17 protein-coding genes are annotated in these 17,131 nt (G+C 71.6%); 8 read left to right on the top strand and 9 right to left on the bottom strand.

All coding sequences use genetic code 11. From position 1 onward, the window contains the following. Positions 1-121: 121 nt before the first annotated feature. From AB0M88_RS11270 to AB0M88_RS11260, 3 genes are all read right to left on the bottom strand, one after another. Positions 122-922, bottom strand: coding sequence for a thymidylate synthase (locus AB0M88_RS11270; RefSeq protein ID WP_364098980.1), 801 nt, complete (start codon positions 920-922; stop codon positions 122-124). Between the two features lie 67 nt (positions 923-989). Further along, on the bottom strand, positions 990-1,241 hold the full coding sequence (locus AB0M88_RS11265; RefSeq protein ID WP_364098977.1) for a hypothetical protein: 252 nt from the start codon (positions 1,239-1,241) through the stop codon (positions 990-992). A gap of 148 nt (positions 1,242-1,389) precedes the next feature. After that, positions 1,390-1,647, bottom strand: a complete 258-nt coding sequence (locus tag AB0M88_RS11260; RefSeq protein WP_364098974.1) for an isoamylase early set domain-containing protein — start codon at positions 1,645-1,647, stop codon at positions 1,390-1,392. Between the two features lie 66 nt (positions 1,648-1,713). Here AB0M88_RS11260 and AB0M88_RS11255 point away from each other — a divergent pair, with 66 nt between their 5' ends. Continuing rightward, positions 1,714-2,193 (top strand): GNAT family N-acetyltransferase, encoded by a 480-nt coding sequence (locus tag AB0M88_RS11255; RefSeq protein WP_364098971.1) that lies wholly within the window; start codon positions 1,714-1,716, stop codon positions 2,191-2,193. Here AB0M88_RS11255 and hemQ read toward each other — a convergent pair. The 3 genes from hemQ to hemE all read right to left on the bottom strand — a co-directional run bounded on the left by hemQ (position 2,165) and on the right by hemE (position 5,381). Then, positions 2,165-2,869: a hydrogen peroxide-dependent heme synthase gene (hemQ, locus tag AB0M88_RS11250; RefSeq protein ID WP_364098968.1), complete on the bottom strand. Its 705-nt coding sequence runs from the start codon at positions 2,867-2,869 to the stop codon at positions 2,165-2,167. The two genes, AB0M88_RS11255 and hemQ, sit on opposite strands and share 29 nt — an antisense overlap. Continuing rightward, positions 2,866-4,266, bottom strand: a complete 1,401-nt coding sequence (hemG, locus tag AB0M88_RS11245) for a protoporphyrinogen oxidase (RefSeq protein ID WP_364098965.1) — start codon at positions 4,264-4,266, stop codon at positions 2,866-2,868. The genes hemQ and hemG overlap by 4 nt, the downstream gene beginning before the upstream one ends. 65 nt (positions 4,267-4,331) lie before the next feature. Continuing rightward, positions 4,332-5,381 (bottom strand): uroporphyrinogen decarboxylase, encoded by a 1,050-nt coding sequence (gene hemE / locus AB0M88_RS11240; RefSeq protein WP_364098962.1) that lies wholly within the window; start codon positions 5,379-5,381, stop codon positions 4,332-4,334. Between the two features lie 141 nt (positions 5,382-5,522). Here hemE and AB0M88_RS11235 point away from each other — a divergent pair, with 141 nt between their 5' ends. Further along, entirely contained in the window at positions 5,523-6,095 is a 573-nt protein-coding gene (locus AB0M88_RS11235) for a DUF3000 domain-containing protein (RefSeq protein ID WP_364098959.1), read from the top strand. 9 nt (positions 6,096-6,104) lie between these two features. On the opposite strand, the gene AB0M88_RS11230 is transcribed toward AB0M88_RS11235, so the two are convergent. Beyond that, a complete protein-coding gene (locus tag AB0M88_RS11230; RefSeq protein ID WP_364098956.1) occupies positions 6,105-7,154 on the bottom strand; it encodes a trypsin-like peptidase domain-containing protein in 1,050 nt (349 codons plus the stop codon). 225 nt (positions 7,155-7,379) lie between these two features. Between AB0M88_RS11230 and AB0M88_RS11225 the strand changes: the two genes are divergently transcribed. The 5 genes from AB0M88_RS11225 (at position 7,380) to AB0M88_RS11205 (ending at position 14,852) form a co-directional block, all read left to right on the top strand. Next, positions 7,380-8,630: an HRDC domain-containing protein gene (locus AB0M88_RS11225; RefSeq protein ID WP_364099080.1), complete on the top strand. Its 1,251-nt coding sequence runs from the start codon at positions 7,380-7,382 to the stop codon at positions 8,628-8,630. A gap of 209 nt (positions 8,631-8,839) precedes the next feature. After that, a complete protein-coding gene (locus tag AB0M88_RS11220; protein ID WP_364098953.1) occupies positions 8,840-10,030 on the top strand; it encodes a thiolase family protein in 1,191 nt (396 codons plus the stop codon). Next, positions 10,027-12,078: a 3-hydroxyacyl-CoA dehydrogenase NAD-binding domain-containing protein gene (locus AB0M88_RS11215; RefSeq protein ID WP_364098950.1), complete on the top strand. Its 2,052-nt coding sequence runs from the start codon at positions 10,027-10,029 to the stop codon at positions 12,076-12,078. Before AB0M88_RS11220 ends, AB0M88_RS11215 begins: the two co-directional genes overlap by 4 nt. A gap of 163 nt (positions 12,079-12,241) precedes the next feature. Beyond that, positions 12,242-13,294 (top strand): hypothetical protein, encoded by a 1,053-nt coding sequence (locus AB0M88_RS11210; RefSeq protein ID WP_364098947.1) that lies wholly within the window; start codon positions 12,242-12,244, stop codon positions 13,292-13,294. Positions 13,295-13,475: 181 nt separating this feature from the next. After that, complete coding sequence (locus AB0M88_RS11205; protein WP_364098944.1) at positions 13,476-14,852, top strand: DUF2637 domain-containing protein; 1,377 nt, start codon at positions 13,476-13,478, stop codon at positions 14,850-14,852. A 71-nt stretch (positions 14,853-14,923) separates the two neighbouring features. On the opposite strand, the gene AB0M88_RS11200 is transcribed toward AB0M88_RS11205, so the two are convergent. Next, a complete protein-coding gene (locus AB0M88_RS11200) occupies positions 14,924-15,256 on the bottom strand; it encodes a helix-turn-helix domain-containing protein (RefSeq protein ID WP_364098941.1) in 333 nt (110 codons plus the stop codon). Between the two features lie 113 nt (positions 15,257-15,369). On the opposite strand from AB0M88_RS11200, the gene AB0M88_RS11195 reads away from it, so the two are divergent. Further along, a complete protein-coding gene (locus AB0M88_RS11195) occupies positions 15,370-16,227 on the top strand; it encodes an alpha/beta hydrolase (protein WP_364098938.1) in 858 nt (285 codons plus the stop codon). Positions 16,228-16,240: 13 nt separating this feature from the next. Here the strand turns inward: AB0M88_RS11195 and AB0M88_RS11190 are convergent, their stop codons facing one another. Then, complete coding sequence (locus AB0M88_RS11190) at positions 16,241-17,128, bottom strand: P-loop NTPase (protein ID WP_364098934.1); 888 nt, start codon at positions 17,126-17,128, stop codon at positions 16,241-16,243. Between the last annotated feature and the right edge of the window lie 3 nt (positions 17,129-17,131).

Here is a 17,131-nt window from a genome sequence, read left to right as displayed (position 1 = left end):
GTTCGGTGCGGCTGAGTGCCGCTCGGTGCAGGCGGTCATACTGAGCACCCTGGCATGCCCTTCTGGCCCTCGCCTGCGAGGCCGTCGTTCGGTGCGGCTGAGTGCCGCTCGGTGCAGGCGGTCATACCGCCACCGGGGCCTTCAGCGCCGGGTGGTGCTGGTAGCCCACCACGGTGAAGTCCTCGTAGCGGTAGTCGAACAGCGACGGGCGGTCGGCGATCTCCAGGCGCGGGAACTCGTACGCCGGACGCCCGAGCTGCTCCTTCACCTGGTCGACGTGGTTGTTGTAGATGTGGCAGTCGCCGCCGACCCAGATGAAGTCGCCCGGGGCCAGCCCGACCTGGGCCGCCATCATCTGCGTGAGCAGCGCGTAGCTGGCCACGTTGAACGGCACGCCGAGGAAGAGGTCGGCGCTGCGCTGATAGAGCTGGCAGCTGAGCTTGCCGTCGGCGACGTAGAACTGGAACATCGCGTGGCACGGCGCCAGCGCCATCGACGGCAGGTCGGCGACGTTCCAGGCCGAGACGATCATGCGGCGCGAGTCGGGGTCCTTGCGGAGCGTCTCGAGCACGCCGCCGATCTGGTCGACGTGGCCGCCGTCCGGCGCCGGCCAGGAGCGCCACTGCACGCCGTAGACCGGTCCGAGCTCGCCCGCCTCGTCGGCCCACTCGTCCCAGATGGTCACGCCCTGGTCGCGCATCCAGCCGACGTTGCTGTCGCCCCGCAGGAACCAGAGCAGCTCGACCGCGATCGACTTGAAGTGCACCCGCTTGGTGGTGATCAGCGGGAAGCCCTCGGACAGGTCGTAGCGCAGGCGCTCGCCGAACAGGCTCACGGTGCCGGTGCCGGTGCGGTCGCTCTTGGCGATGCCGCTGGTCAGGACTTTGCGCAGCAGGTCTTCGTACTGGGTGTCGACGGACATGGCCGCAACGGTAGCGGCTCCGCCGCCGCCACCCCAGGTGGCAGAGGGGTGACGGCGGCAGAGTGTCTCAACCCGCCCAAGTGTCCGACAACGCGGGCACCGAGTGGCCGTTCATGTCCGGCGACTGCTGGTGGGCGGCCGCCGCGGTCGCCGCGACCACGAAGCCGAGGTCGGCTCCGAGCTGCTGCCAGCGGTCGTACAGGACCTGGTCGTGCAGGATGTTCTTGATCTCCTGCTGGGCGGCCCGCATCTCGTCGAGCGCGGCCTCGTACCGCTCGACCCGCTTGTGCAGGTCGGAGGAGCCTTCGTACATGGTCATGCCCTCACATTAAGCCGAAAATGAGGACTTATTCGTGTTTTTCGTGAGTCCGCGTGAGACAAACGGAGACGCGCGGCGACGGTGACCACCCGCCGGGCCAGACGGGCCACCGGGTCAGACGGGCCACCGGGTCAGACGGGCCACCGGGTCAGACGCGCAGTTCGCTCCCGGCCTGGTCGTCGTCGAGCCAGATGCCGTCGGTGGCCAGGTATCGGAACGAGTAGTGGCCCGGCGACAGGGTCACGCTGACCGTCCGGGTGCCGTCGCGGCGGGGCACCATCTCGTGCCGGCCGGGCTCCCAGCCGTTGAACGTGCCGACCACGCTGACCGTGCCGGCGGGCTCCTCGGCCGGCAGACAGAAGGTCACTCGGGTCTTGTTGCCGAAGAGCCTGCTCCGCTTGATCATCAGTCCTCCATCCCAACAACGCACCGGACCCGGTACGGGTGACGGGCGGCCGAATACCCTGAGCGAGTGCACCCGCAACCCCATGACGAACTGCGAACCGCGTCCTTCCGCGACCTCGACACCACCACCCTCTACGCGATCCTGAGGCTGCGCGGCGAGGTCTTCGTGGTCGAGCAGGAATGCGCGTACGCCGACATCGACGGCCGCGACACCGAACCGGGCACCCGCCACGTCTGGTTCGAACGCGACGGCGACGTGCGGGCCTATCTCCGCATCCTGCGCGAGGACGGCCACGAGCGGGTGGGCCGGGTGGTGACCGCCAAGACGGCCCGGGGCGCCGGGCTGGCCGGCCGCCTCCTCGCCGAGGCGCTGGAGGTCATCGGCAACCGTCCGAGCGTGCTCGACGCCCAGGCCCACCTGACCGCGTTCTACGCCCGCTACGGCTACGAGCCCTCCGGCCCCGAGTTCCTGGAGGACGGCATCCTCCACGTCCCGATGATCAGGTCCAATGATCAGCTCAGGGAAGTGCGTCGACCAGCTCACTGACCGAGCGGCGGCGGCCGGTGTAGAACGGCACCTCCTCGCGCACGTGCCGGCGGGCCGTCGAAGCCCGCAGGTCGCGCATCAGGTCGACGATGCGGTGCAGCTCGTCGCCCTCGAAGGCGAGCATCCACTCGTAGTCGCCGAGCGCGAACGAGGCCACCGTGTTGGCCCGCACGTCGGGATAGCCGCGGGCCATCCTGCCGTGCTCGGCCAGCATGCCGCGCCGCTCCTCGTCGGGCAGCAGGTACCACTCGTAGGACCGGACGAACGGGTAGACGCAGATGTAGGCCCGGGCCGGTTCGCCGCCCAGGAACGCCGGCAGGTGGCTCTTGTTGAACTCGGCCGGCCGGTGCAGGGCCATCTGCGACCAGACCGGGGACAGGTGCCGGCCGAGGCCGGTCCGGCGGAACAGGCCGTACGCCTCCTGGAGCGCGTCCGACGAACCGGAGTGCCACCAGATCATCACGTCCGCGTCGGCCCGCAGACCCGACACGTCGTACGTCCCGCGGACGGTCACATCCTTGCCGGACAGCTGCTCGAAGAGCGAGTCGACCTCACCCGCGAGCCCGTCGCGCAGCGACGGCAGCGGCGTCGACGCCCGGAAGACCGACCACATCGTGTAGCGGATCGTCGCGTTCAACTCGTTGATGCGCGCCGCGTTGCTCTGCGCCTCGCTCATGCCGCCTCCTCAAGGACTTTGTGTACGTCTTCCGCCGCCCGCTCCCCGCTGGCGACGCAGGCCGGGATGCCGACCCCGTCGAGCGACGCGCCGGCCATCGCCAGCCCGGCCGGCAGCGCCCCGCGCACCCGCGCGACCCGGTCGAGGTGGCCCGGCGTGTATTGCGGCAGGCCACCGCCCCAGCGCTGCAGGAACGTCTCCTCCGGCGCCGGCAGCGGCCGACCGGTCAGCTCGCTCAGCTCGCGGTGCGCCCGCTCGAGCAGCACCGCGTCGTCGAACTGCAGCCGCCCGGCCTCGCCGGCCCGGCCCAGCGACGCCCGCACCAGCACCCGATCGCCGGGGCCGGCCAGGTGCGACCACTTGCGGGTGACGAAGGTGGCCGCCTTGACCAGGGTGTCCTCGCTCGGCGGCACCAGGAAACCCGACAGCTCGGGCAGCTCGGTGCCGGCCGGGAACGCCATGCCGACCAGGGCCACACTCGCGTAGTCGAGCACGCCGACCGCCTCGGCCGCCTCGGGGGCGACCCCGGTCAGCAGCTTGGCCGCCGCCCGGGACGGCACCGCGAGCACCACCGCGTCGACCTCGTCGATCTGGGGAGCCGGGGCGGCCCCCAGAACGAGACGCCAGCCGTCCCGGGTGCGGCCCACCTCGCGTACGGGAAGGCCGAGAGAGATGCGCGCACCGCTCGCCGCCGCGGCGGCGGCGACCAGGCGACTCATGCCGCCGTCGAGGGCACCGAAGACCGGCCGGCCGGGAGCGCGCCGGGCCGCCGCCTCGGCCTGGGCGGTCTGCACCGCCGCTTGCAGAGTGTGTTCGACCCGGGCCGTGCGGGCGAGCTGGGGAATGGTCACCGCGAGCGACAGCTGGTCGGCCCGGCCGGCATAGACCCCGCCGAGGAGCGGGTCGACCAGGCGATCCACGACCTGGTCGCCGTAGCGCCCCCGGACCAGCTCACCGACCGCGACATCTTCGCCTGCGGCGAGCAGCGGACGGCCTTCGTCGCGGTCACGGTCGGTCGCCGGCTCGGCGACGCTGCTCACCTGGGCCAAATTCCCCGGTACGCCGATGAGGGTCCCGCCCGGAATGCGCGCGAGGTCGCCGCCGATCGCGAGCGCCGCCGGGATCGCCGCGGGATGCCGCAGCTCGTCCTCGAGATCGAGCCGGCGCACCAGCGCGAGGGCGGCCGACTCGCTGCCGTCGGGCGCCGACATCAGGAACGACTCGGCGCCCCGCTCGGCCGTCACCCCGCCCAGCCGGCCCGTGCGGAGCTTGCCCCCCAGGGCGCCGGACTGCTCATAGACGATCAGCTCGGTGCTGGGCGGTGTCAGATCACGCAGCCGCACCGCGGCGGCCAGACCTGCGACGCCTCCACCGATGATCGCGACTCGCTTGCGCACGTTCTCAACCCTTGCAGGTGAGTTCGCCTTCCGGCCACCGGGGTGGCACGGTTGTGACCCCCGGATCAGCGGGCGGACTCCTCGTGGACCAGCGCGACCAGCCGGGTCAGGACCTCGGGGTCGGTCTCGGGCAGCACACCGTGACCCAGGTTGAAGACGTGGCCGGGCGCCGCGCGGCCCTGGTCGAGCACGCGGCGGGCCTCCCGGGCGACGACCGCCCAGTCCGCGAACAGGACCGCCGGGTCGAGGTTGCCCTGAACGACGCCGACCTTCTTCGCGGCCTCGTCGAGCGGCGTCCGCCAGTCGACACCGACCACGTCGGCCCCGGCCTCGCCCATCGCGCCGAGCAGCACCCCGGTGCCGACCCCGAAGTGGATGCGGGGGACGCCGGCGTCCGCCATGCCGCCGAGCACCTTGGCCGAGTGCGGCATCACGTAGTGCCGGTAGTCGGCCTCCGACAGCGCACCGGCCCACGAATCGAACAGCTGGACCGCGCTGACCCCGGCCGCGACCTGGATTTTCAGGAACGCCAGGGTGATGTCGGCCAGCCGGTCGAGCAGGGCGTGCCACAGCTCGGGCGCGCCGTACATCATCGCCTTGGTCTTCAGGTACGTGCGCGACGGGCCGCCCTCGATCAGATAGCTGGCCAGGGTGAACGGGGCGCCCGCGAAACCGATCAGCGGAGTCGCGCCGAGCTCGCCGACCAGCATCCGCACCGCGGCGTCGACGTAGCTCACGTCCTCGACGGTGATCGGCCGCAGGCGGGCCAGGTCGGCCTCGGCGCGGACCGGCTCGGCGACCACCGGGCCGGTGCCGGGCACGATGTCGAGGTCGATGCCGGCCGCGGCCAGAGGTACGACGATGTCGCTGTACAGAACCGCGGCGTCGACCTGGTGCCGGCGTACCGGCTGCAGGGTGATCTCGGTGACCAGGTCGGGCCGGCGGCACGACTCCAGCATGCCGATCCCCTCCCGGATCTTGCGGTACTCCGGCAGCGACCGCCCGGCCTGCCGCATGAACCAGACCGGGGTGTGCGGCACGTCCAGCCCCCGGCAAGCCCTAACAAACGCAGATTCCTCCACCAAAGTCACCGCGCCATCGTGCCACTCCCGCACGGTCGCAACCGCCGCCGGCCTCACGCGCGGCACAACGAGCAAACCCGGCGATCGCCGGCTGCGGAGCGCAACCAGAAAACACAGCTCCAACTCCGCGCGGCGATCGACGAACCTTGGGGTCTGGCGGCATACGCTTCGTTCATGGCGTCCCCCTCCGCTGTCCCCGAGGCGTTCACCCGCGCCGTCGCCGGGCTGCGGGCGGCCGCACCCCGCCCCGAGATCCTGCTCGAAGAGATCGCCGCCCCGCAGAAGCTGGCGCCGTGGGCGTTCGCGCTCAGCGCGACCGTGCTGCGCAGCGGCGACGAGGTGGCCGGCGGCCGGTTGATCCTGCTGCACGACCCGGCCGGGCACGAGGCCTGGCACGGCAACCTGCGGCTGGTCACGCTGGTCACGGCCGAGCTCGAGGCGGACATGGCGGGCGACCCGCTGCTGCCGGCGGTGGCCTGGACGTGGCTCACCGACGCGCTCGATCAGCAAGCCGCGGCCTACACCGCGATCGGCGGCACGATCACCCAGACCACCTCGACCCGGTTCGGTGAGCTGGCCGGGCCGGCACCGACGGCCGACCTCGAGGTGCGCGCGTCCTGGACGCCGACCGCCGACGGCCTCGAGACGCACCTGCTGGGCTGGTGCGCGATGCTCGCCTCGACCGCGGGCCTGCCTCCGCCGGGCGTGACCGATCTGGCCGACCGCCAGCGGGCGTCCGCAAACTAGAAGAACGACCTAGCAGACCGAAAACGTGTCGCAGGCCGTCTTGATCGGGATGGCCAGCCCGATGCCCTCGGCGTCCTTCGCCTTCGCCGTCGCCACCCCGACCACCTCGTGGTCGGCGTTGACCAGCGGACCACCCGAGTTGCCCGGATTGATCGCGGCGTCGAACTGGATCGTCGTGCCGTCCGGGTCGTCCGGCCGGTAGGCGCTGATCACTCCGCTGGTCACCGTGTCGTCCAGACCGAGCGGCGCGCCGACCACGACCACCTGCTGGCCCGGCTTGACCTGGCCCTCCGACGTGCCGAGCGGGTTGATGCCCTGGCCGGCCTGGAGCAGCGCGAGATCCTTGCCCTTGTCGACCTTCACGATCGTCGCGTCGATCACCGTGCTGCCGCGCTCCAGCGTCACCTTCCGGGCGCCGTCGGAGTAGATCTCGGCGACCACGTGGTAGTTGGTCAGCAGGTTCGCCTTGCCGCCGGCCGCCTTGTCACCGACCGAGAACGCGGTGCCGGTGAAGTCGCCGGCCCGCACCCGGAAGACGCTCGGCAGCACCTTCGACGAGACCGCCTCGGGATCGAAGACCCCGGCCAGCTGCTTCTCCAGCTGGTCGGTACGGCCGCGCTCGGCACTCAGCCCGGAGGTCAGCGACTGGTTGTCGCGGGTCATTCCTTCGATCCGGTACGCCTGCCAGGCCGCCACCAGAACGAGCACCGCGACCAGTCCGGCGACCGCGGGGCGTACCCACGAGCCCCGGCCCGGCCGCTCGGCGACGGCCGGGTTCGCCGCCACGGCCGGCGGCAGGCCACTGACCACGGGGTAGCCGGACGTCGATGCGTACGCGGCACGGGCCGGCGCCGGGCGCGCATCGCCCGACCACCGCGGGTCTTCCGTCCAGTGACCGGTGGGAACGCCGGCCTGGGCCGGCGGCTGACTCCAGCGCTGATCTTCGGAAGCCCAGCGCTCGTCCTCGGTCCAGGTCTGCTCCTCGGCGCGCCGCCGCCCGCCGTAACCGCCTTCCCCGGACGCACCAGCGGGAACGAACGGGTCGTACGTCGTGGTCATCCGGCACGGCCTCCCGGTCTCGGCGCTGGCGAGAGGTAGTACGGACGCCAGTGTCATTCGGTTGAACGCGGGTCGTCCGGAAGTCCCGAGTCGATCGAGAACCGACGCGCCGGGAGCCTGCTGCGCGCGGTGGGGGCGGTACCCCCGTACGGTTACGGAGTGACCGACGAAGCACCCCTGAGCCGTCGGGACGCGCCGGAGTCTGTAGAGAACGGACCGCACGCAGTGCCGCCCGACCCGACGTCTGGCGGTCCCGAGGCCGTTGCCGCCCCCACCGCGGTCCCGCTGACCGCGCCCCGCGAGGGAACTCCACGCCCGGTCGAGACCGCGACCGAGCTGGCCGAAGTCGTCGCCAAGATGGCCGCGGGCAGCGGACCGGTGGCCGTGGACGCCGAGCGAGCGTCCGGCTACCGCTATACCCAGCGCGCCTATCTGGTCCAGTTGCGCCGGGCCGGCGCGGGGACCGTGTTGATCGACCCCTTGCCCCTCGATGACCTGCGCACCCTCGACGCCGCCCTGGCCGACACGGAGTGGGTGCTGCACGCGGCCAGCCAGGATCTCGCCTGCCTGGCCGAGATCGGCATGAAGCCGCGTCGCCTGTTCGACACCGAGCTGGCCGCCCGGCTGGCCGGCTTCGAGCGGGTGGGCCTGGCCGCGCTGACCGAGCAGCTGCTGGGCTTCTCGCTGGAGAAGCACCATTCGGCGGCCGACTGGTCGACGCGTCCCCTTCCCGACTCGTGGCTGACCTATGCGGCCCTCGACGTCGAACTGCTGACCGATCTGCGTGACCTGCTGGCCGGCGAGTTGGAACGGCAGGGGAAGGCCGCCTGGGCGGCCGAGGAGTTCGCGGCCCTGGTCGCGGGGTCCGATCGTCCTCCGCGCGTGCGCCCCGACCCCTGGCGCCGCACCTCGGGCATCCACCGGGTGCGGGGCGCCCGGGCCCAGTCGCGGGTCCGATCTCTGTGGTACGCGCGGGACGGTGTGGCGTCGCGGCGCGATTCCGCTCCCGGGCGGGTGCTGCCCGACTCGGCGATCGTGGCGGCCGCCGAGTCGGATCCGAAGGACGAGCGGACGCTGCTGGCCATCCCCGGTTTCGGCGGGAGGTCGGTGCGCCGGCTGGCTCGGGTGTGGCTGGACGCGCTGGATGAGGCGCGGGCGCTGCCCGATGACGCGCTGCCGGTGAATCAGCCGGTCGACGGGCCTCCGCCGCCGCATCGGTGGGCCGAACGGGATCCGGTGGCGGCGGCCCGGCTGGCTCGTTGCCGCGGGGTGGTCGTGGCGACCGCGGAGGCGCATACGCTGCCGCCGGAAAATCTGATCAGTCCCGATTTCATCCGGCGGCTGGCCTGGTCGCCGCCGGAGGAGGTCTCGGCCCAGACCGTGGGTGACACGTTGCGCGGGTTCGGGGCTCGAAATTGGCAGGTCGGGTTGATCGCCGACGGGCTGGCCCGGGTTCTTCCCGATCCGCAGAGTTGAGAGTTCGAGGTCCGGGGCTTGTGCCCCGGGCCTTTCTTTTTGAGTCCCCGGCTCGGGCTTGGCCTAACGGCCAACGGGTGACCGCGGTCGTGGTGGTATGAGGTCGGGGCCTGGCCTTTGTGACGTTTCCGGGTGGGCCTGGCACCCACTAGTTACTGACGAGTAGCATTCCCCTCACACCGTCGGGCTCGCCCGCAAGGAGGCTTGCTGTGCCCCGTGAAGTACGTGAGGTCGTCTTCGTTGACGGCGTCCGCACACCGTTCGGCAAAGCGGGCGGCATGTATGCCGAGACCCGCGCCGATGATCTGGTGATTCGTTGCATCCGGGAGCTGTTGCGCCGTAACCCGCAGCTTCCGCCGGAGCGGGTGGACGACGTCGCGATCGCGGCCACCACCCAGATCGGCGACCAGGGACTGACCATCGGGCGCACCGCGGCCCTGCTGTCGGGGCTGCCCAAGACCGTTCCCGGCTATGCGATCGACCGGATGTGCGCCGGCGCGATGACCGCGGTGACGTCGGTGGCCGGCGGCATCGCCATGGGGGCCATGGACATCGCCATCGCCGGCGGCGTCGAACACATGGGCCGGCATCCGATGGGTGAGGGCGTCGACCCCAACCCGCGGATCCTGGCCGAGAAGCTGGTCGACCCGTCGGCGCTGGTCATGGGGTCGACGGCGGAGAACCTGCACGACCGCCTGCCCGAAATCACCAAGGAACGGGTCGACCGCTACGGGTTGAACTCGCAGCTGAAGACCGCCAAGGCGTACGCCGACGGCAAGCTGCAGCCCGACCTGGTGCCGGTGGCGATCCGCAGCGCCGAGGAAGGCTGGGGTCTCGCGACCGCCGACGAGGCGCCGCGCGAGACCTCGATGGAGAAGCTGGCCACGCTGAAGACGCCGTTCCGCCCGCACGGCCGGGTGACCGCGGGCAACTCGGCCGGCCTCAACGACGGCGCCACCGCGGCTCTGCTCGCCGACGAGGCGACGGCGCGGGAACTCGGCCTGCCGGTCGCCATGCGCATGGTCAGCTACGGCTTCGTCGGCGTCGAGCCGGAGATCATGGGCTACGGCCCGATCCCGTCGACCGAGAAGGCGCTCAAGAAGTCCGGTCTCACGATCGACGACATCGGCCTGTTCGAGCTGAACGAGGCGTTCGCCGTGCAGGTGCTGGCGTTCCTCGACCACTACGGCATCGCCGAGGACGACCCGCGGGTCAACCCGTGGGGCGGCGCGATCGCGATCGGGCACCCGCTCGCCTCCTCCGGCGTACGGCTGATGACCCAGCTGGCGCGGGAGTTCGCCGAGCACCCCGAGGTCCGCTACGGCCTCACCGCCATGTGCATCGGCATCGGCATGGGCGGGACCGTCATCTGGGAGAACCCGAACTGGGAGTCGAAGTGATCGAGCACCCCACCGAGGTAGTCACCAAGGCTTTTGTCCGATTCGTCCAGGTGCCCGGCCTCTCCTCCAAGGCCGCGATCATCACGCTGGACAACGGTTTCGACTACAAGAAGCCGAACAGCTTCGGGCCGGCCGGGCTGCGCTCGCTCGACGAGGCCTTCGACGTGGCCGCCGCCGGAAATCCGGCGTTCATCGCCATCACCGGCAAGCCGTTCATCTTCTGCGTCGGTGCCGACATCACCGGCATTCCCTATTTGACGACCCGCGAGCAGGCCCTGGAGCTGGGCGAACTCGGCCACACCGTTTTTGCCCGCTTCCGCGACAGCGAAATTCCGACATTTGCCTTCGTCAACGGCGCGGCGCTCGGCGGTGGCCTCGAGGTCGCCCTGCACTGTCACTACCGGACGGTCTCCAGCGGGGCGGCCGCGCTCGGCCTGCCCGAGGTCGCGATCGGCCTGATCCCCGGCTGGGGCGGCAGCCAGCTGCTCCCCAATCTGATCGGTGCGCCCGGCGCGGCCCAGGTCATCCTGCAGAACCCGCTCACCCAGAAGGTGCTGCGCCCTTCCGACGCGCTCGAGCTCGGCGTGGCGGACGTGCTGTTCGAGCCGGCCGACTTCCTCGAGCGCTCGCTGGAGTGGGCCGCGGGCGTGGTGCGCGGCGAGACGACGGTCACGCGGCCCGAGGTCGACAAGGACATGTGGGACGGCGTGCTGTTCTTCGCCAAGCAGCAGCTCGACGAGCGGCTGCACGGCGCGGTGCCGTCGGCCAACAAAGCGGTCGAACTGCTCGCCGCGGCCAAGGACGGCCTGCACTTCGAGCAGGAGACCGAGGCCCTCGCCGACCTGCTCATGGGCGAGGAGTCGCGGGCCAGCCTGTACGCGTTCGACCTCGTCCAGCGCCGGGCCAAGCGCCCGGTCGGCGTCCCCGACAAGAGCCTCGCCCGCAAGGTCACCAAGGTCGGCATCATCGGCGCCGGGCTGATGGCGTCGCAGCTCGCGGCCCTGTTCGTGCGGCGGCTCGAGGTGCCGGTCATCCTGACCGACCTCGACCAGGAGCGGGTCGACAAGGGCGTCGCGTACGTGATCGGCCAGATCGACAAGCTCGCCTCGCGCAACCGGATCAGCGAGGGCACCGCGGCCAAGTTGCGCGGCCTGATCAGCGGCTCGGTCGACAAGTCCGGGTTCGCCGACGCCGACTTCGTGATCGAGGCCGTGTTCGAGAACCTCGACCTCAAAAAGCAGATCTGGGCCGAGATAGAGAAGATCGTCTCGCCCGAGGCGATCCTGGCCACCAACACCAGCTCGCTGTCGATCACCGAGATGGCGGCCGACCTGGAGCACCCTTCGCGAGTGGTGGGATTCCACTTCTTCAACCCGGTCGCCGTCCTCCCGCTGCTGGAGATCATCCGCGGCGAGCAGACCGACGACGCCACGCTGGCCACCGCGTTCGAGGTCGGCAAGCAGCTGAAGAAGTCGTCGGTGCTGGTCAAGGACGCCCCGGCGTTCGTGGTCAACCGCCTGCTCACCCGGTTCACCAGCGAGGTCTTCCACGCGATCGACGCCGGCACCCCGCTCGACGTCGTCGACGTGGCGCTCGACCCGCTCGGCCTGCCGATGCGGCCGATCGCGCTGCTCCAGCTGGTCGGGCCGGCCGTCGCCTACCACGTCGGCGAGACGCTGCACCGCGCCTTCTCGGACCGGTTCGGCGACAGCCCCAACCTGAAGAAGATCGTCGACGCCGGGCTTCCGCTCATGGTCGACGACGAGATCAACCCCGAGGTGGTCAAGCTCATCGACGGCGGCTCCGCCGCGCTCACCGCCGATGACGTACGCCGTAACGCCCTCGACGCGCTGGCCGAAGAGATCCGTCTCATGCTCGACGAAGGCGTGGTCGCCGAGGCCCAGGACATCGACCTGTGCATGATTCTCGGCGCGGGCTGGCCGTTCCACCTCGGCGGAGTCACGCCGTACCTCGACCGTAGCGGAACCTCCGAGCGGGTGACCGGGAAGCGGTTCCTCGCCAAGGGTGTGGCCGACCTCCCGGCGTGATTTCTCCCTCATCAAAGTCGGATCTTCGACGCCCCGCGCCGGTTGGCGCGGGGCGTTGTCGTAGTGCGCGATGATTTGTCGGGACGGGGCGGCCGTTAGGGGGACCTCGTCGATAGCTACCGGCCGATAGGCTTTCGCCTGGTACCCGATCACTGGAGCCTTGATGTCGCAGCCGCCATACCCCGGCCCGCCCTACGGCGAGCAGCCGTCTTCCGGCCAGCCCTACCCGGGGCAGCCGCCATATCAGGGCCAGCAGCCCTATCCGGGCCAACCCTCCTCCGGCCAGCCATATCCGGGCCAGCCCTCCGGCCAGCCATATCCGGGCCAGCCATATCCGGGCCAGCCATATCCCGGCCAGCCCAACCCTGACGTGCCGACCTCGGTGCCGCCGGGTTATCCGCCGACCCAGCCTTACGGCGCGCCCGACTACGGTCAGCAGCCGCAATACGGCCAGCCCGACTACGGTCAGCAGCCGCAGTACGGCCAGCCTGACTACGGCCAGCAGCCGGGCTACGCGGCGCCCGGTTTCCCGCCGCCGGCCCCGCCGAAGAAAAACCGCACGCTGCCGATCGTGCTGCTTTCGGTCGCGGTCGTGCTGGTGCTCTGCGTCGGCGGCATCATTGCGGTCGTGCTGGTCGGCAAGAACGCCAACAAGGACAAAGACACGGTCACCACGTCGGGCACGACCGCCCCGGTCGGACCGACCGACCCGACCGACCCGACCGACGAGCCGTCGGCCCCGCCGACCAAGAACGCGGCGTCGATCACGATCGTCGAGCCGAAGACGCTCGGCGGCCGGCCCAAGCTGACCGACTCGCAGTTCTCGAGCGCGGCCAGCCAGCTCAAGAGCAGCCTGGCCCTGGTGCCCGACTCGACGAAGACGGTCGGCGCGCTCTACGGCTCGACCGCGAAGCGCAACATCGTGGCACTCGCGGCGACGCAGGCCCCGATCGACAACCCGAGCGACGCGATCGACCAGCTGTTCTACGGCGCCGGCATCAGCGGCCTCAAGATCAGCAACATCACGAACGCGTCGACCGGCTCGTTCGGCGGCTCGGCCAAGTGCGGCAGCACCACCACCAGCTCGATCGACACGGCGATCTGCAGCTGGGCCGACGACAACAGCCTCGGCCTGATCGTGTGGTACTTCAAGTCGGCGAGCAAGGCCAAGGCCGAGTTCCCGACCGTGCGGGCCCAGGTCGAGAAGAAGTCCTGACACGCTGAGGCTGTGACCTGCGCCGACGCGCGGTCAAGCCGACACACCGGGCGACCCGGTCACAAGGTCGCATCGCTCCCGGCACGGACCGGTCACGGTTCCGGGCCGGGGGCGGTTCTGTCATGTCCAGCCGTCAGGATGGGGCCCGCCCAAAGATTCCGACGGCCGAGGAGCGTCCCCCGTGCTACTCCCGCAACTGCGTCGCATCCGCTGGGCGGTACGAGCCACGCTCTTGCTGGGCGTAGCCGCGTCCGTCCTGGCCAACATCCTGCACGCCCTGGACAACCCGATCAGCCAGGCGATCGCGGCGTGGCCGCCGGTCGCGCTGCTGCTCACCGTCGAGCTGATCTCCCGCGTGCCGGTCGGCCGCCGCTTCCTGGCCGCGTCCCGCCTGATCGCCACGGCCATCATCGCGAGCATCGCCGCCTGGGTCTCGTACTGGCACATGGCCGGCGTGGCCGCCCGCTACGGCGAGACCGGGGCGTCGCCCTACCTCCTCCCCCTGTCGGTCGACGGCCTGATCGTCGTCGCCAGCATCTGCCTGGTCGAGCTCGGTGGCCGCATCGCGTCCCTGGAACAGCCCGCGACAGCCCCAGCCGCCGTGGCGCCAGCCGCCGCAGCGCCAGCGGCCACAGCCCCGGCCGCCGCAGCCCCAGTCGCCGCGGCGCCGGCCTCGCAGCTGGCGGCCGCGGCCGTGGCGCCCCAGTCGCCTGCAGCCGCGTCTCTTACCGCCGCGTCGAGGGGCGCCGCCGACGCCCACTTGGGCCAGCCCGGCGACGAGGTTTCGCACATCATGGTTGACGCCTTCCCCGAGGAACCGGCCTCCACCCCGTCGCCTGACCCGGGCCTGATCCGGGCCGCCGCGGCCCGCACCGGGGCCAACCCGGTCGTGACCGCCCGCGCGGGATCGGCCCGATCGGGGTCGGCGCGCGTGTCTGAGGGCGGCTCGTCGGCGGTGGAGATGCCGTCGCCGCTGCGGCGCAGCACGGCCGCGGCTCTGGCCGAGGCGGCCACGGCGCTGCCGCGCTCGACGACCGGCTTCAACCCGACAGTCACTCGCGGCGGCGGAAACGCCCAGTCCCTGGGCCGCAGCCTCGGAGCATCCGCCAACGGCCGCACATCCGCCAACGCAGGCGCACCGGCCAACGGCCGCACATCCGCCAACGCAGGCGCACCCGGCGACAGCCGCAGTAGCGCCAGCGGAGGCGCACCCACCAACGGCCGCGTCGGCGCCAACGGAAGCGCACCCGGCGACGGCCGTGGAGCTACCAACGGCGGCGCGGCCATCAACGGCCGTGCATCCGCCAACGGCCGCGGCGGCACCAACACAGGGTCGGTCCCGGCGCAACGCCGCGCCGACTCCCCGGCCAAGAATGCCCCGGCCGGCCGCTCCCGGCGGACCCCGGCCGAGACGGTCGCGCTGGCCGCCCGCATCAAGGCCGAGCGCCCCGCGATCACCGAGGCCGAACTCGCCGCCGAACTGGGCATCAGCCCGTCCCGCTGGCGCTCGGTCCGCCGCGAGGCCGCCCAGACCACCGACACCGAACTCGCCGCCTGAGCCGCCGGGCGCCGAGCGCCGAGCCCTGTTCCCCCGCCGCACAGACCACCGACGCCCGACTCGGCGGGCGATCAGGTCGTAGTGTTCTCCGCTGCCCAGGCGCAGATGGCGGCCAGCGGTTCCTGCAGCGTCTTGCCGAGAGCGGTCAGTGAGTATTCGACGTGCTGGGGCGGCGTCTCCTTCAGGACCCGGCGCTGCACCAGCCCGTCGCGTTCCATGTCGCGCAGGGTCTCGGTCAGGACCTTCTGGGTGATGCCCGCGACCCGGCGCCGCAGCTCGGCGTGCCGTTGCGGGCCGGCGAGCAGCGCATAGATGAGGAGAACCCGCCACTTCGAAGCGAGCCGTTCGAGTGCCTGCCGCGTCGTGCAGCTCTCCTCGAGGACGTCCGGAATCACCAGCGACATGAGCCCTCCCGAAGACAGTGCGGACCAAGGGCACCCCGAAGTGCCTTCTGTTCGGCGAGCGCGGCCCGGCCTAGCGTCGGGCCAACGATAGACGTCGAGGGGAACCGGCCGGCATGTCCAACGCAGAGCGAGTCACCTTCACCGCCGACGGCATAACGCTGGTCGGTGAGCTCGCCGTGGCCGGCCGAGGGGCGCCCGCGGTCGTCCTGACCGGACCGTTGACGGGGGTCAAGGAGCAGGTCGTCGGCGGGTACGCGGCCCGCCTGCACGAACGCGGCCTGACCACGCTCGCCTTCGACCATCGCGGTTTCGGGGAGAGCGGCGGCCGGCGCGCCCACGAGGACAGCCAGGGCAAGCTCGCCGACTTGCGGGCGGCGGTGAGTCTGCTCGCCGCCGTGGATTCCGCCCGGGTGGCCGTGGTCGGAATCTGTCTGGGCGGCGGCTATGCGATCCGCGCGGCCGCCACCGACCCGAGGATCGGCGCGGTCGTCGGCATCGCGGGCGGGTACAACAGCCCGGCCCGCTTCAGCGCCGGCGATCCCGATGGCTATCGGCGCGCGCTCGGTTCATTCCTCGAGCGCTACGACGAGGAGCTTCCGGCGGTCGCGGCCGGCGGCGCGCCCGCGGCGATGGGCGGTGACGAGCCGTTCGCCTACTACGGCACGGAGCGGTCGGCCGCCGCGCACTGGGAGAACCGGCTCACCTATGGCTCGCTGCATACGCTCATGACCTTCGACGCACTCGGCTCGGCCCCGCTGCTCTCGGCCACGCCGCTGTTGGTCGTGCATGGCCGGGCCGACGCCTACTGTGCGCCGGAACTGGCCGAGGCGGTATACACCGCCGCGCCCGGGCCGAAGGAGATCCGCTGGTTGGATGCCGAACGGCACATCGATCTCTACGACGTGGAGCCCTACGTCGGACGGGCGGCCGACGCGACCGCCGCGTTCCTGCACCGTCACCTGGGAGCCTGAGGCGCCGGCCGGGTCAGGCGGCGATGTGGGCCGCCACCGCGTCGAGAACCGGGGCGAGGTCGGCGGCCTCGATCGCCGCCCGGGGGCGGAACGGGAGCCGGGCGAGCAGGGGGACGCCGTCGGCCCAGATGGTGCGGTCGTCGGGAGCCGGCGCGTGCAGGTCGGTCTTCTCGCCGCAGCAGGGGCACTCGAAATAGGCCATGTTCTCCACCCCGCCCAGCACCGGCGTCCGCACCTCGCGGAGCGTGCTGAGGGCCCGGCTCGTGTCCTGGTGGGAGACCTCGGCCGGGGTCACCACGAGGATCGTCGCGACCCTGCCGGCGCCGGAGAGCACGCCCTGCTGGGTGAAGCTGATGCCCGGCGGCAGGTCGACGACGAGGACCTCGACGTCGCCCCAGTCGGTTTCCTTGATCAGTCGGCCGAGCATGAGGTCGGCCAGGTCGGATCCGAGCGCGAGCCCTTGGCTGCCGGCCATGAGGAAGCCGACGGACGCGACCTTGAGGCCGTCCACCTCCATGGCCTCCAGTCCGGAAGCGCCGGAAGCGCCGGAAGCCCCGGAAGCGCCGGAAGCCCCGGAGGCGCCGGAAGCCCCGGAGGCGCCGGAAGCCCCGGAGGCGCCGGAAGCCCTGGAGGCGCCGGAAGCCCTGGAAAAGCCGGAAGAGCCGGAAGCGCCCCGGCCGACGCCCGGCCACCGCGCCAGGGTGATCGACTTGGCGGGCACGTCGCGGCGCAGGCCGAGCATGCGCGGCACGTCGGGGCCGGCGATGTCGGCGTCGACCAGCCCGACCTGACGGCCCGCCCCGGCCAGCGCACGGCCGAGCGCGACCGCGACGCTCGACTTTCCGACGCCGCCCTTGCCACTGGCGACGGCGATGATCGGCCGCGGGAGCGATTCGTTCATGGG

This window comes from Actinoplanes sp. NPDC051411 (assembly GCF_040682075.1).
Lineage (GTDB): Bacteria > Actinomycetota > Actinomycetes > Mycobacteriales > Micromonosporaceae > Actinoplanes.
This window is presented reverse-complemented; position numbering and strand designations above follow the sequence as displayed.